The sequence below is a fragment of the Reticulibacter mediterranei genome (assembly GCF_016587455.1).
Genome location: NZ_BNJK01000001.1, coordinates 7,438,131 through 7,453,067, shown reverse-complemented (window position 1 = coordinate 7,453,067; position 14,937 = coordinate 7,438,131). Strand labels below are relative to the sequence as shown.

11 protein-coding genes are annotated in these 14,937 nt (G+C 49.7%); 8 read left to right on the top strand and 3 right to left on the bottom strand.

Annotated elements, in window-relative coordinates; translation table 11 throughout:
• Positions 1-32: 32 nt before the first annotated feature.
• The 4 genes from K3T83_RS32090 (at position 33) to sigJ (ending at position 4,363) form a co-directional block, all read left to right on the top strand.
• Positions 33-1,139, top strand: coding sequence for a zinc-binding dehydrogenase (locus K3T83_RS32090; protein WP_220206998.1), 1,107 nt, complete (start codon positions 33-35; stop codon positions 1,137-1,139).
• A 32-nt stretch (positions 1,140-1,171) separates the two neighbouring features.
• Entirely contained in the window at positions 1,172-1,741 is a 570-nt protein-coding gene (locus K3T83_RS32085; RefSeq protein ID WP_220206997.1) for a GNAT family N-acetyltransferase, read from the top strand.
• A gap of 207 nt (positions 1,742-1,948) precedes the next feature.
• Entirely contained in the window at positions 1,949-3,271 is a 1,323-nt protein-coding gene (locus tag K3T83_RS32080) for a phytoene desaturase family protein (RefSeq protein WP_220206996.1), read from the top strand.
• A gap of 81 nt (positions 3,272-3,352) precedes the next feature.
• Complete coding sequence (gene sigJ / locus K3T83_RS32075; protein WP_220206995.1) at positions 3,353-4,363, top strand: RNA polymerase sigma factor SigJ; 1,011 nt, start codon at positions 3,353-3,355, stop codon at positions 4,361-4,363.
• Positions 4,364-4,381: 18 nt separating this feature from the next.
• On the opposite strand, the gene K3T83_RS32070 is transcribed toward sigJ, so the two are convergent.
• Together K3T83_RS32070 and K3T83_RS32065 are read right to left on the bottom strand one after the other, a co-directional pair.
• Positions 4,382-5,065, bottom strand: coding sequence for a PadR family transcriptional regulator (locus K3T83_RS32070; protein ID WP_220206994.1), 684 nt, complete (start codon positions 5,063-5,065; stop codon positions 4,382-4,384).
• A 126-nt stretch (positions 5,066-5,191) separates the two neighbouring features.
• Positions 5,192-5,842, bottom strand: coding sequence for a class I SAM-dependent DNA methyltransferase (locus tag K3T83_RS32065; RefSeq protein WP_220206993.1), 651 nt, complete (start codon positions 5,840-5,842; stop codon positions 5,192-5,194).
• 213 nt (positions 5,843-6,055) lie between these two features.
• Between K3T83_RS32065 and K3T83_RS32060 the strand changes: the two genes are divergently transcribed.
• The 3 genes from K3T83_RS32060 to K3T83_RS32050 all read left to right on the top strand — a co-directional run bounded on the left by K3T83_RS32060 (position 6,056) and on the right by K3T83_RS32050 (position 9,873).
• Positions 6,056-7,006, top strand: coding sequence for an alpha/beta fold hydrolase (locus tag K3T83_RS32060; protein ID WP_220206992.1), 951 nt, complete (start codon positions 6,056-6,058; stop codon positions 7,004-7,006).
• On the top strand, positions 6,945-7,574 hold the full coding sequence (locus tag K3T83_RS32055; RefSeq protein WP_220206991.1) for a TetR/AcrR family transcriptional regulator: 630 nt from the start codon (positions 6,945-6,947) through the stop codon (positions 7,572-7,574). Before K3T83_RS32060 ends, K3T83_RS32055 begins: the two co-directional genes overlap by 62 nt.
• A 634-nt stretch (positions 7,575-8,208) precedes the next feature.
• Positions 8,209-9,873 (top strand): ribonucleotide reductase barrel domain-containing protein, encoded by a 1,665-nt coding sequence (locus K3T83_RS32050; RefSeq protein ID WP_220206990.1) that lies wholly within the window; start codon positions 8,209-8,211, stop codon positions 9,871-9,873.
• A 49-nt stretch (positions 9,874-9,922) separates the two neighbouring features.
• On the opposite strand, the gene K3T83_RS32045 is transcribed toward K3T83_RS32050, so the two are convergent.
• Positions 9,923-13,552, bottom strand: a complete 3,630-nt coding sequence (locus K3T83_RS32045; RefSeq protein ID WP_220206989.1) for a WD40 domain-containing protein — start codon at positions 13,550-13,552, stop codon at positions 9,923-9,925.
• A gap of 664 nt (positions 13,553-14,216) precedes the next feature.
• Here K3T83_RS32045 and K3T83_RS32040 point away from each other — a divergent pair.
• Positions 14,217-14,816: an RNA polymerase sigma factor gene (locus K3T83_RS32040; protein ID WP_220206988.1), complete on the top strand. Its 600-nt coding sequence runs from the start codon at positions 14,217-14,219 to the stop codon at positions 14,814-14,816.
• Positions 14,817-14,937: the final 121 nt, after the last annotated feature.

Below are 14,937 nucleotides of genomic sequence, written 5' to 3'. Positions count from 1 at the left end.
ACTTTTTCATGGAACCATAGAATGGAGCAAACATGTCTATACGCGCTGTAGTACTCACTGAACCCGACACGCCCCCTGTCCTCCGCGCGTTTGAAGTTCCAGTCCTAGAAGATGGCGCAGTTCTCCTGGAGACCATCGCCTCCGAGGTCTGCGGCACCGATGTTCATCTGCACCATGGACACCTCAGCGGTGTGCCGTATCCTATCATTCCGGGGCATGTCAGCGTCGGACGAGTCCTACAGGTCAAGGGAGATGTCCGCGATGTCGAGGGAGCAGCAATCACAAAAGGCGAAATCGTAACCTTTCTCGATGTCCACCGCACCTGCGGGCGCTGCTGGTATTGCCAGGTAGCAAAGGCCTCCACGCGCTGCCCCGAACGCCGCGTCTATGGCATAACATATTCGGCCAATGAGGGACTGTTAGGTGGGTGGAGCGAGCGCATTCTCCTTCTCCCCGGCGTCCATATCATCAAATTGCCGCCATCGCTTCCCGCCGATGTGTTTATGGCGGGAGGATGCGGACTTCCCACAGCATTGCACGCCGTCCAGCGCGGAGATATCACCTTTGGCGATACAGTTGTTGTGCAGGGAGCCGGACCTGTCGGATTATGCAGCATTGCGCTGGCCCAACTCCAGGGAGCCAGTCAGATTATCGCGATTGGCGGCCCTCCACATCGATTGGCAATCGCGCGAACATTCGGAGCCGATTTGACCATCGATATCGCTGAACACTCCCCGGAAGAGCGCTTCCGTATGGTACGCGATGCAACTGGCGGGCGTGGTGCAGATGTGACGATTGAAGCAACCGGCGTCCCTGCTGCTGTTACCGAGGGGATGCGTCTGACACGTGATGCGGGAACATTCGTTGTCGTCGGACAATATACCGATCATGGCACGGTCAGTTTCAATCCGCACCTGGACCTCAACCGTCCACATCTTCAGGTGCGCGGCTGCTGGGGAAGCGACCTGGGCCATGTGTATCGCGCGGTCCGCACGATGGCCCGACACGCTGAACGTTTTCCCTGGCGCTCTATGATCAATGGACGCTATCCATTAGAACAGGCTGATCAGGCGTTGTTAGCGGCGGAACGGCAGGAGAGCATTAAAGCATTGATTCTGCCGAATGGTCCACTGGCTTGAAACCGACCAGATCTCTCAATAGATGAGAAACTATGAACGAAGATATACAGATACGACCAGCACGGCCAGCCGATGCTGAGAGAGCTGCGGTTCTCCTTTACTCAGCGTACAATCATATCCAGATGACGTATCCTCCACAAGAAGATCTCTCACATACATTTATCAGACACCTAGAACATTTCTTTCGCGAGGATGGCAATCGCTTTAGCTATCAATACATCCAGATTGCTGAACAGCGCTCAGCGGTGGTTGGACTGCTTCTGAGCTTCGGCGGGCGCGATGAAGCGCGGCTCAACGCTGCCATCGGGAGTTGGCTCGAACATGAGGCACATGACGACGAATGGTACGTCGATGCGCTCGCTGTATTCAGAGATGCGGGCCATCAGGGGATCGGCTCCCGTCTGCTGCAAACAGCTGAGCAGCAGGCACGACAACAGCACTACCTCAAAATCGCGTTGAACGTGGCTCTGGGCAACAAAGAGGCGCTGTCCCTCTATCAACATCAACACTATGTTGTCACACAGGAGACGTTCCTTTATCAACGCCAGTATGTCCGTATGGTCAAAACCCTGGAAAACGTGGAGCAACGCGACGCGACGTGACGTCCTCTCCGAAGTTTGTCCTGAAAGATCCAGCAATGACAGAGCAAAGACTTTGTTCGTGTCACAAATACATCGCCTCTTTCGACTCGTGTTTGAACAGTGAAGTGAGAGGGCGCGGCACCAATGCATGGAACGGTTGCAATGGCTCCATGCAGCTAGCGTTTGTCCACCCTCTCAAACAGCAAACAACGAGCAAAGGATATAGGTATGACGACACATACATCTACGCAACTCCCAGTGATCATTGTTGGTGGTGGTCTATCAGGTCTCTCAGCTGCCGCGTTGCTGGCGAAGGCCGGACATGCAGTGAAGCTCTTTGAGAAGGCCAGCACTCCCGGCGGACGTGCCAGAACCAGCCAGCAGAGCGGTTTCTTCTTCAATCAGGGGGCGCATGCCTTCTATCTACATGGGGCTGGTACAAAAGTGCTGAACGAGCTTGGCGTCCGGTATAGCGGTTTGGAGCCTGCCCGCTCAAGATACCTCGCACTTGAGGGAGGGAAGCTCTATCCATTGCCAGCTAGCGTAGCATCGACGTTAGAAACTCATCTTCTGTCATTTGCCGCGAAAGCAGAGTTAGCTGGCCTGTTTGCGCGCATAAAATATATGGATACTGCGAAACTCCAGCATGTCAGCTTGCAGGATTGGCTTGCAGCACATGTGAAACACCCACAGGTATGCCAGTTCCTTCTGGCTGGTGCGCGCCTCGCCACCTATAGCAACGCACCCGATCTCCTTTCGGCAGCCCTGCTCCCTTCTCTGTTGAACGCCCAGGTACTTTATGTGGATGGAGGATGGCAGACTCTGGTGGATGGGCTGCAACACAAAGCACAGGAGGCGGGCGCAGAGATCAGAACCCAGGCCAGGGTCAGGGCCATCGAAGTTGCAGGTGAAGGATATAGCATCCAGCTGGCAGATGGTTCGAGCCATGCAGCAAGCGCGGTTCTGCTTGCCACCGATCCCGAGATGGCCTCCGCTTTAGTGCTGAATGGAACACATGAAGCGCTACATCGCTGGGCGGCTCAGGCAATTCCAGCACGTGCAACCTGTTTCGATATCGGGTTGCGCCGCCTGCCCAGAGCGCAGAACCTCTTCGCACTCGGCATTGATCGTCCTCTCTATTATTCGGTGCATTCCGCCTCTGCCCACTTAGCGCCGCAGGGAAGCGCCCTGGTCCATATCATGCACTACCTTCAGCCAGATGAATCCCCGAAACCAGAGGCAACCCGGCAAGAGATGGAGGCGATCATGGATCTCCTGCAACCAGGCTGGCGCGCGGAGGTTGTGGAACAGTACTTCCTGCCGCATATGATCGCCTCCAACGCAATTGTCCAGGCTCAGTTAGGTGGTTTAGCAGGGCGGCCCGGTCCAGCAGTTCCCGGTCTGCCTCATCTATACGTTGCTGGTGACTGGGTTGGTATGGAGGGAACGCTGGCAGACGCCTGTTTTGCCAGCGCCAGCAGTGCGGCACGGTTGATCATATCTGATCTCGCCAGGCAACAGAGCGTCTCACGCGCCAGCGTTATACAATAAATAGTGAAAAACTTGTACCCCGGTTGTTTCGCTCTCCGTTCGCAGCCGTGAGCGAAACAACCGCAAAAGATACGCGTGACTATGAATACATCAAACACACAGCAAGAAAAGATATTCCAGGAGTATAAGCCATTACTCTTTTCCATCGCCTATTCTATGCTCGGCAGCATTATGGATGCCGAGGATTGTATGCAAGAAGCCTTTTTGCAGTGGTATACCGCTGACCAGCAAGAAACGATAGATAATCCCAAAGCCTACCTCTGTACGCTGGTGACGCGCCGATGCATTGATCGGCTACGCGCCGCACACGCCCAACGAGAAACCTACGTTGGACTCTGGCTCCCTGAACCCCTGATCGAAACCGCAGATCCGTCCTACCTCTCGGAGCTAACTGAATCCCTCTCGATGGCCTTTCTCCTGCTGATGGAGCATCTGTCACCGATCGAGCGGGCTGTCTTTCTGTTGCGCCAGGTGTTCGACTACGATTATGCGGAGATCGCCACCATTGTAGGCAAAAGTGCGGAGAACTGTCGGCAGATCATGCATCGCGCACGACGGCATCTTCCCACGCAGAGCAACGTCTCGCAGACTCCTCCTGCTCAACAACAGCAGGTCTTCACACAGTTTCTCCAGGCATCAATCAATGGTGATATGGATGGGTTACTACATGTGCTTGCAGACGAGATCGTCCTGTATGCTGATAGTGGAGGCAAAGTCAGAGCCGCACGCAATCCGCTCTATGGACCAGATCACGTCGCTCGTTATCTGCTGGGGCTGAAGCAGAAATTTCTCTCTTTGTTCAAACTGGCGGTACAACCAATGATAATCAATAGGCAGCCAGGGCTGGTCGGCTATCTGGAAGAGGCTCTGGATGAAAAGCAGTTGCTTCACCTTGAACTGGAGAGCCGCGAATATATCAAGCAACAGCTTAGCTGGTATCAGCATGCGCTCAAAAAGGGAGAGGCAGTGTTTGCCATCGTTTGCACATGTACTGATACGCAGATTCAGGAGGTCGATATGATTGTCAACCCTGAGAAGTTGCGGCACATTCCCCCCCTCAATGCTCACGACAATGATACAATCACCTTTTGACTGATGGTTGCCTCTCCATCAGTTGACGTCGGAACCTTCCTCTTCAGCGAGGATACGATACAGTTGGCGGCGTGTATTCACCAGCAGGGTGCGCGCCGAGGCAATCTGTGTTGCTGTTCCTTCATGCATCACCTGTTTGAGGGCGGCCCCAACTTGATGGAAAAGCCCTCGCAACTCCTGCTCTCCATCATCGACGCTGCCTACCACAGCGCTCCAGGCTCTGGTCAGTTCCTCGCGATGCTCCTGCACATACGCCTGTCCGCTCTCTGTTAAGTGAAAGACACGCCGCCCCTCGCTCTGCTCAACACGCACAAGCCCCTCATCTTCCAGCAATTGCAGCGCCGGATAGACCGATCCCGGACTCGGCTGCCAGACACCACCACTCCGCTCACTTACACGCTGCATCAGGTGATACCCATGCGACGGCTGTTCTGCCAGTAATAGTAAAAGAGCGGCGCGCACATCTCCGCGCCCAACCCGCGCACCATCGCGTCCACGACGACGGCCATGATGACCTCTCGGCTCAAGCCCTGGCTCCTCTTCAAAGTGACCTCCATGCCTGCCCTCAAAAGCGAAGCGGCCCTCTCCCCGTCCTCCATGATGCCGCGCATGCTCACCACCAAATTTCTCTCGTCCCCGCTCTCGGCTCATACGCAAGCCGCGCGGCATACCTGACCAGAATGCTGGCCTTGTTCCCATCATCTCCATGATGTCCTCCTTTATATCAAATGACATATCTTCGATATATCTATGATACATCTAGTTATATAGGTTGTCAAGTACAAAGAAACTCATTGAGAGATGTGGCAACAAGCGGGACATGGCTCGTCAAGTGGTGCGCTCAAGCTTGCGGGCACGAATATAGGCGCGCCGTGTCGCCACCTCAACGTCTTCATACGGGTCTCGCTCAATGCTCTCCACGACCGCAAAACCTGCCGCGCGGAGATGATCTTCTATCTGCGCACGTGGATAGAACAGAAAATCGAGGGAGACGGGACGGTCCCAAAGCATGTCTATATGACGTACCTCCTCTCCCACGTGAAAGGCCAGCAACACCTCACCGGATGGTCGTAGCACGCGCCAGAATTCACCGAAAGCCACTGGTAGTTCTGTTGCAGGAAGATGAATAATCGAATAAAAGGCTGTAATACCACCCCAGGATTCTGTCGGCACATCCAGCCTCGCCATATTCCCCACTCGAAACTCAATATCAGGGTCGAGCTGCCGCGCCAGCTCGATCATACATGGCGAAAGATCCATCCCCAACACATGCGCTCCCTGCTCATGTAGAAAGCGCGCCACGTGTCCTGGTCCGCACCCCAGGTCGCAGATAGGACCGGGCGTTCCCACAGAGGCTGCAAACCGCGCGAGCCAATCGCGATCCAGCGGCTTGTGAGCAAGCTCATTGTAGAGGTGAGCGGTGTATGTGTCTGCCAGCACATCATAGTTCGAACGAACGCGCTGAAAATACTCATTCATGCATGATCTCCCAATTGTAGAAATATCTCTCATCCTGCTCGCCTCCATCATATGCTACACACAGGCAAGTCCAGCATGAGCGAGCACACATGCTCTTAGTATAGCATTCAGAGATGAATAGTTATGGGGTTTTGCTCAGCTTCCCTCTTGACTTTTCCTTCTTCCACGCGCTAACATGAATATGTATTCAAATTCATAAAAGGAGAAAAAAGCATGGCTGCTTCACTGCATACGAATCGCGAGGTTACTCTTCCACAAGGAGTTGTCCGATACCGGGATGAGGGAACGGGACCGACTCTGGTCTTCGTTCATGGCTTACTGGTCAATAGCGCTCTCTGGCGTGATGTCATTGCTGGCCTTGCGGGACAGTTTCGTTGTCTGGCGCTGGATTTACCGCTCGGCGCGCATACGGTTCCGCTGAACGCCGATGCTGATCTGAGTCCATCAGGCGTTGCTCGCCTCATTGCTGATTTCCTGGTGACCTTAGATCTCCACGATGTTACCCTTGTCGGAAACGATACCGGGGGCGCGCTCTGCCAATTGACGATTGCCAATCATCATGAGCGAATCACGCGATTGATCTTGACCAACTGTGATGCTTTCGAGGACTTTTTTCCGCCGCTGCTGCTCCCGTTTAGCTATGGAGCGCGACTCTTAGGAACGCGTTTCGCCGATCTGCTCACCTGGACATTGCAGACGAAACGCGCCCAACGACTGCTTATGGCGACGGTCTCTCTTCGGCGCGCCGAAGACGAGACACTTGACGCCTATTTCTCCGCTCTTAGCAGTGGCGATAGGGCAATCAGACGCGACCTCACCCAGTTCCTTCAGCAAGTCTCGAACCGTTATACAATAGAAGCCGCAAAAAGTTTTCCACAGTTCCAGCATCCTGTATTGATTCTCTGGGGCAAGAACGACCTGTTCTTCTCGGCCCGCAACGCCAGGCGGCTTCAACAGGAATTTCCTGATGCGAGACTGGAATTTGTCTCGCAATCGCGTGCGTTCGTACCGGAAGATCAACCGATCCTCCTTGCTCAAAAAATTCGTGAATTTGTAGGTGAGTCACGTGCATTCGGGTCCAATAGACAAGAGCGAAGCGAAGTTGCGTCCGAATTTGTTGGCGGGTCAGCAGTTTCCACCACGCCCACAACAACTGAGGAGTAAGCAAAAACGAGATGCGTTGTTGCAAGCGGCACTGAGCCTCTTCGCAGAGCGAGGCTATGAAGCAACAACCATCGAAGAGATCGCCCATCAAGCAGGGGTAGCTGTCGGAGGCTTCTATCAACATTTCGCCTCCAAGCAGCAACTCCTGCTTGTGTTGATGGATAGCTTACTGGATGGAGTTGCAGATCTTTCTCAACAATGTACTCCGCTAGACAATCCGCAAGAGGTTCGGAGCGCTATCGAGCGGGTGGTTCGTCAAGGGCTGCTCATCGACCGGACCTATGCTGGAGCATACCGGGCATGGCGAGAGGCCACAGCGCTTAATGGAGCGTTGCGCACCTTGCATGAGCAGATCGAGCAATGGACAGGGCAGCAAATCGAGCAAATGCTCTACGTCTTGCTGCAAACGCCCGGGGCAAGAGAGGATGTAGATATCGCGCCACTGGCCGGAATCGTCAGTGTGTTGTTCTGGCGACTGGCAGATGTTCCGCTGCACGAGTCCGATGCCGTCGTCACCTCCATGACCACGATGCTCTACCATACGATTTTTCACGATGGTGCGACCTGAGCAATGAGCAGCCAGCGCTGATCTATTCAAGAGCTTTTTATCATGAGTACACTTTATTAGAGAAGAAAGAACAAGTGGGAGAGATGGCTAACAGCAGAGAATTTGACATGATCTTGCCCTTACTCGCCACCCCATTGCTGACCACCTCTCTACTTTACATCATTGCTCAAACTGCCTAGCCCTGTTTTAAGTCATCAATGCAAATGGCTTTACGAGCCAGTTCCCATTAGCCATTTAGCCGCTGTATACGGTTATTTATAGACATAGATTTACATTGTTGCTAAGATGTTGGAGGGGGTGTAAATTCACGCTATGGTTTTGCAATGCAATGTGAAAACATTGGTGCCATAACATAAGCCACTTTGTCAGACAGCCAGCTTTACACAGTGCTGTCTATCAATCTTATTTTCAGCGAAAACACCCATCTTACTTTTATTTCTTTTCAAACATCTAATATAGAGTATATTTCATGTCAGATGTTCAAGTACTGCGTTAGAGTGGTGCAACAATGATAATCAATGACCAGCAAGGGGTACACGAAGGGAGTGACTTTCCTGCCTACATACCATCTCAGAGGGCATTACACGTTTTAGTACAAGGCGGGATTCTTTCTAAAGGAGAGACTCCACAGCATTTGATCGAGAGGGTCACTTCCACGCTCTTCTCTGTAGAAGAGCAAATGTTTGGCACACCACCTGCCGACAGCAAAAAGTATGCAACAGCACTCGCAGAATGTATCGTTTCCGGCGCTGCCATACCAGGAACACCTTTACTTACCAATGCCGGGCGCGACGAGAACCGCTCATTATCTTCATGCGCAATGATACCAGTGATCGGTTCCACATTAGATGAAGCAACAGAAACAAAGCTTCTCTCTCATTACAAACAGAATATGGGGGCCGGATTCGATTTCAACGATTGCAACGATCCAGTCGCTCTACTCACCCAGATCAACAACCTCGCGGCGAGAGAAACCGCGACAGGTAACTATGACCGCTATATAGGTAATATGGGGCTATTACCTATCACGCACCCTTCTATCCATCAATTTATTAAAGCAAAGAGAGATAGAGAGATGAAGCACTTCAATATTTCCATAAATGTTTCGGAGACATTTATGGAAAGAGCGGCAAATAAAGATCTCTTCTCACTCTCGAATGGAAAGCAAGTACAGGCTGACGCCCTTTTGTACGCGATAGCAGAAAATGCCTGGTCTCATGGAGACCCGGGTCTTATCTTTTTAGATCGAATGAACCGCGATAACCCCTTAGCAGATAGAGAGGAATATGCGTATGTCACAACTCCGCCATGCGCAGAGCTAGGATTGGCAAAAGAAGAAACGTGTCATTTTGGCTATATCAACCTGGGAAGTTTTATCCTGAGAAGGAGAGGAGATATTCATATTGATTACAACAAAATGAGGGAAATCACTCACCTACTCACACGAGCGCTGGATAACGCCATTGAATATAGTCTCTCGCGTTATCCATCACCTCTCAGCGCCTCTATTTCTCGAACGACCAGACGTATCGCTATAGGCGTGTGCGGGTTAGCAGATGTTTTTCTTGCTTATAAACTGCCCTACGCTTCAGCCGAAGCGAGAACACTTGCACGAGATCTTCTCTCTTTCATTACCTATGCAGCCAAATGTGCCTCAATAGATCTGGCCCGTCAACGGGAGTCGTGCCCGGCTATGAAGTTTCCCGCCAATAAATATGTGCATGGATCTTTCCTGGAAGAGAAATATGCGCAGAAACCCACCCACACTGTCTCAGCCCACGATTGGGCATGCTTAGCCAGTGACATTCGCAACAGCAAAAATTTGCGCAATCTATCTGTTACAGCGCTGGCACCATCAGGAAGGTCTTCTCTCTTGCTAGACGCGACATCTTCGATTGAACCCCTCTTCAGTATTTTCTCACATGACGGAACAATCCAACCAAGAATAGTCAATTTTCTCATGGACGAGTTGAATGGAAACGCCGATACAGTAGCTCAGGTATGTCAAATGGCTACGCTCTCTGGAAGTTTCCAGCAATGCGAGTTGTTACCAGCTTCTATTCGCGCTTGCTTGAAAACGGCAAAAGAAATAGAGCCAATGGCCCATCTACAAATGGCAGCAGAGATCGCCGGTGTAGAGGGTGTAGTAGATGAAGCGGCATCAAAAACAGTGAATCTGCCATATGATACGCGTGTGAGCGATGTCGTTGATATTTTTCTCCAAGCTTACCGCCTCGGACTCAAAAATATTTCTATTTACAGGGACAAAACAAAGGCTGCACAACCAGAAATGCTCTAAAGAGCAAGTAGGAGAGTACAATATATCCTGGATATATTGCCAGAGGAGCTTATCTTCCAGATAGATCGTACTCTCTCTGCTGCTTGCTTTCTCCCTCCTGCTTTTCAACTGCCCCAAGTGCTTTTAATGTAGCTCGCTGGCTAACTGTTATCCCCTCCACCCCTGTAATATCCATCCTCTCATATGGCCCCTCGCTTTTGAGCTTCTGTATATGGGTCTTCCTGTCAACTTCCCATATATCAATCAATCCGTTGGTACTTCCGCTGGCAAGCAACGTTCCATCATAGTTAAAGGCAACACTATACACCGCAGCTCCACAGGGAAATACGACAAAACATTCTCCAGTTACGCTGTCCCACAAGCGAACAGTCCCGTCTTCGCTCCCACTGGCGAGTATATTGTTTTGTGGATTGAAGGCAATAGATGTAATTCTGCTGGTATGACCAGTGAGTGTTTTCTGACATATCTTGCTGGTCAGGCTCCATAATTTAATCGTCTGGTCATCACTCCCACTGGCCAGCAGATGCCCACCTGGATGAAAAGCTACTGATCTCACTTTATCTGCATGCCCTGAAAGCGTGGCAAGACATTTTCCACTCTCCGCGTTCCATAATTTAATCGTCTGGTCATCACTCCCACTGGCCAGCAGATGCCCACCTGGATGAAAAGCTACTGATCTCACTCTGTTTGTATGCCCTGAAAACATTCTGACACATTGCTGATGCGAAAGATCCCAAAGCTTCACCGCCTGATCTGTACTCCCGCTGGCGAGGAAGTTTCCATCAGGATGAAAGGCCACGCAGTACACACGATAGCTCTTCTCTCCCTTGAGCATACCAAGATATGTTCTTTCCGTTCCATCCCACAATCGAATAGTCCAATCTTCGCTCCCACTAGCAAGCCGTAAACCATCTGCGCTGAAGGCAACTGACCAGATCCAATGAGTATGGCCCGATAAGATATTCTGTTGTTTTCCAGCACCAACATTCCAAAAGCAAATGCTCTGATCTTCACTCCCGCTCACCAGCGTATTCTCAAGAGGACTAAAAGCAAGTGCATAGATTCTGCACCCATATCCTCTCAATGTTTTGAGGCAGACTCCAGTCTTTGTATCCCATATCTGAATAATCTGGCGATCGCTGCCACTCACCAGCGTAGTTGTATCAGCAGGACTGAAAGCCACTGAATAAACTCTGCTCCCTGTTCCTTCCAAAATGTTGAGGCATTCCCCGGTTGCAGTACTCCATAAACGCAGCGTTTGATCGTCACTCCCACTGGCAAGCACATTGCCTGATGAATCAAAGGCTACTGTCCAGACTCTATCATCATGGAGTTGTAGCGTGCTGCGGCATCTACCTGTATGACTATCCCATAGGCGTACAGTTCGATCTTCGCTGCCACTGGCGAGCATTGAACCATCAGGATGAAATGCTATAGCCCTGATCCCGTCTTTATGGCCTCTTAGCGCTTTGAGATATCCCCCGGTTTCAACATCCCACAAACGAATCGTTGTGTCATAACTGCCGCTCGCTATTATCTTCCCATCAGGGCTGAAGGCAACTGAATAGATGCGGCTCTTGTGCCCTCGCAGCACCTTGAGACAGTCCCCAGTTTCAACATCCCACAAACGAATCGTTGTGTCATAACTGCCGCTCGCTATTATCTTCCCATCAGGGCTGAAGGCAACTGAATAGATGCGGCTCTCGTGCCCTTGTAATACCTTGAGGCATGTCTGCGTGCGCAAATCCCACAGGCGTACCGTTTGATCTTCACCGCCGCTCACCAGCAGATGTCGAGTGGCATCTGGATGAAAAGCAACAGATCGAACCCAATCTGTATGACCACTCAAAGTGGCGATAGGAGTTGCAGAAGCCAGATCCCATAGTCGAATTTCACCATCAGTTGTTCCAGCTGCCAATTGTTTCCCATCGGCGTTTACCGCAATAACAAAAATACTACCGAAGTTATCGTTGAAGATTGACCGCTCAAAACGAGCATGAGCAAATGTCACATCATGGAGCGCGGTGCCTTGCAAATATGCCTGCCGAATATTGAGAGAAGAGAAGTCGTACTTTGAAAGATCAGCCCTTAAATAGATCAGCAAATTAAGCATGTTTCCCGCAACATAATTGTGGGCTTGAGATCCCATTGTCCTTTGCAAGGTAAGAATATGTTCAATCTTCTTATACTGTTCTTTTCCTAATGTGTTTTGCAAACGTTTTGCCAGTGGCTCAAGTACAAAATGGATCTGATTCATTCTTATGTAGTCGTCAGTCTGCGCCTTGATCAGTGCATGGCTTGCCAGCAACTCTATTTGTTCCTTGTTGATTTCATCATAGATTTGCTCAAGAAACTTGTTCGTCATGTACTCAGCAATAACGGGCTGAAGGAAGAAGTGGCCTGTTTTCTCATGTTTTTCAACCATCGAACGGCGTAACAGCGAAGAGAGGGCTTCATATATCTTTTTCGGCTCTACATCAATGATATCGTTCAGCAAACTTCTACGTGAAGTTGGCTCTCGCTCAATTGCGAGCCAGTACATGATTGCTTGTTCTAGTTGTGCTAGTTGCGCAAACTGTTTTTGCAACAACTCATCAACATCTCCAACAATGCCTTTCTCTTCTTTGAGAAATGTTTCTATATCCCCTTCAAATAACTGGTAAATAGATTCGGAGACCAGCTTTAAGGCCAGCAAATTACCATCATAGAAGCGGATGAACTTTTCCCATATCTCATCACTACCACGAATTGCCTTCTCTGATTCCAGGATTTCACGCGCCTCCTCTAAATTCAGGCCACGCAATTGCATGGATTTCACTAACTGTTCTTTTCCTTCCAAAGGAATGATTTCTCTGGGTCTTTCTCGGCTCGTAAAAATAATACAACTCTGATGTTCTGCTGTTCCTAGATATTCCACTAATGCATGATATGCTTCATAATTTATTTGCGTGTGTGTAGGACGTTCATCATCTTTTAGAACTGATTCTACGTTGTCAAAAATAATTAAGCAGCGGTATCTTTGTAGATACTGAATAAACTTCACTACCTGTTCGTTCAGATATTCAGGAATGGCTTCCTGCTGATGATCTGATAAAAAGTTAATGGCGTTTCTTAATATATATTCAGCGGGAGGAGCGTTTTGGAGAGAACGCCAGTATACATATTCAAACTCTGTTTTGAATCGTTCTCTCGCTAATGATGCAAGCGTTGTTTTCCCAATCCCTCCAAGTCCATAAATAACAACAATTTTACAGCGATCATCGATGATCCAGGTTTTTAATGTGGCCAGTTCTTGTTTTCTTCCGCGTACGCTTGTAATGCCTGGAGCCTCTCCTCTATCTTCCTTCGTTCCTTTCCTATCGCCTGGTAAGATCTGAACCTCCTTGCTCAACGTGGGCACGGCGGTATGAGCATCCTCTGGAAGCGGCTCACCTATGCCGTTTCCAGTTGTCAAGATGCCCGGCCTCAACTGCAAAACACGCTCATATTTATCCACCAGTTCCAGCGGAGGCACGCCCTTCCCATTTTCGACAGTGGACAAATAGCTTTTAGAATAGTTCAATTGTTTTGCTAATGTGGTGAGAGATAATTTTTTGTTTTGCCGTGCAAGCCTCATCCTCTGACCGATGCGCAGCGTTTCCCCCTCACCTACGCGCACGCTTTTGTCTTTTCGACCCATGAAAATCCTCCTCCCACCTATTTATACCATAAACAATGGGCTAATCCTACAAAAATCCTATTATCCCATTTTTTAGGGACGCACGCCTTCAAAATCTGATATACCCCTACTGAAAATACAGCGATGCTAGCCTCACATTCTTGCAAAAAATTAACCTTTATATTCACGAGTTTCATGGTATAGTTCTATTGTACACAAAACAAACTAACAAAAACACAAAACAACATACAGATAGCAGATTTCGGCGCGATAGTGTATCAAACATATTCTTTTATCTCGTCTATGACGACTGGCTCACTGATATTTGGCTCATATATCTATTCATAGTTTCACTGCTTTTTTGTGAGCCTAGTGAGTGTCTTTAGCATAGGGAGAGAAAGAATATGGTTTATCATTCGCTGCTAGCGGGCAATTCTATATGTTGCCTGTGCAGCTATGTTGTATTGCAATCACAATCTTGTCTGAAGATTCCTCCGCTGGGACACGTCCTTCTTATTACATATATGCCTGATAGAGTTTTGTGTGTCAAACAAAGATACGGAGAGAAAAAGCGATTTCTCCTCCCTCCCACCACTACTTCATCACTGAAAATTTCTCCTGGTTGTATCGCGTCCCCATATACCATCTTTTCCTGTCCTCGCATATAAAAGCAAAGGAGCTTCACATGCCAACAACCAACGATCCTCATATCATCGAAATATTGGAACAGGAAATGAAACATATTACCGATTTGACCAGGAGGAATATGACCCGTTACCCTCTGGAAGAGAGAGTTGATGAGGTTGATGATATGGCCCAGCAAGCTCTTATCAAACTCTGGCGAGCATTGCAGAAAGGCCATATTGCCAATCCCGCTGCTTATGCCACTACCATCGTATCAAGTGTTTGTATCGATAGACAACGCCGCTATAAACCCATCTACACTCACTTCGATCAAGGGGTGGATGATCTCTATGACGATCAAGAGCATCAGGATCTTGCCTGCCATATCGAACACATGGAGACAATGGCAACCTTTGTGCAAATTGCAACACAAGCAATACTCATGCTGCCTCCACGTCAAAAGCTGGCGATAGTATGCGCCCTGAAAGATCGGTTTGCAGATGCAGAGCCTCTCTTAACCGCTTTAGAAGCGCAAGGAGTAGACGTTGCAAAAGTCTGTTGGCCTGACAATATATCTGATAAACAACTGCTGAGGGCATCACTGGCAGTTGCTCGCAAGAAGCTACGTTGCATTCTCTCACCTTCATTGTTTGAAAGTTAGGCGTGCGTCCTGACTTCCTTTCGACGGGATGTAATTCTCCCTGCTCGAATAAGGGTTGGTCACGGTTATACTCGCCATTGTAGAGTGAAGAGCGATGCAGTCCATCCTCAGCGATCACCGT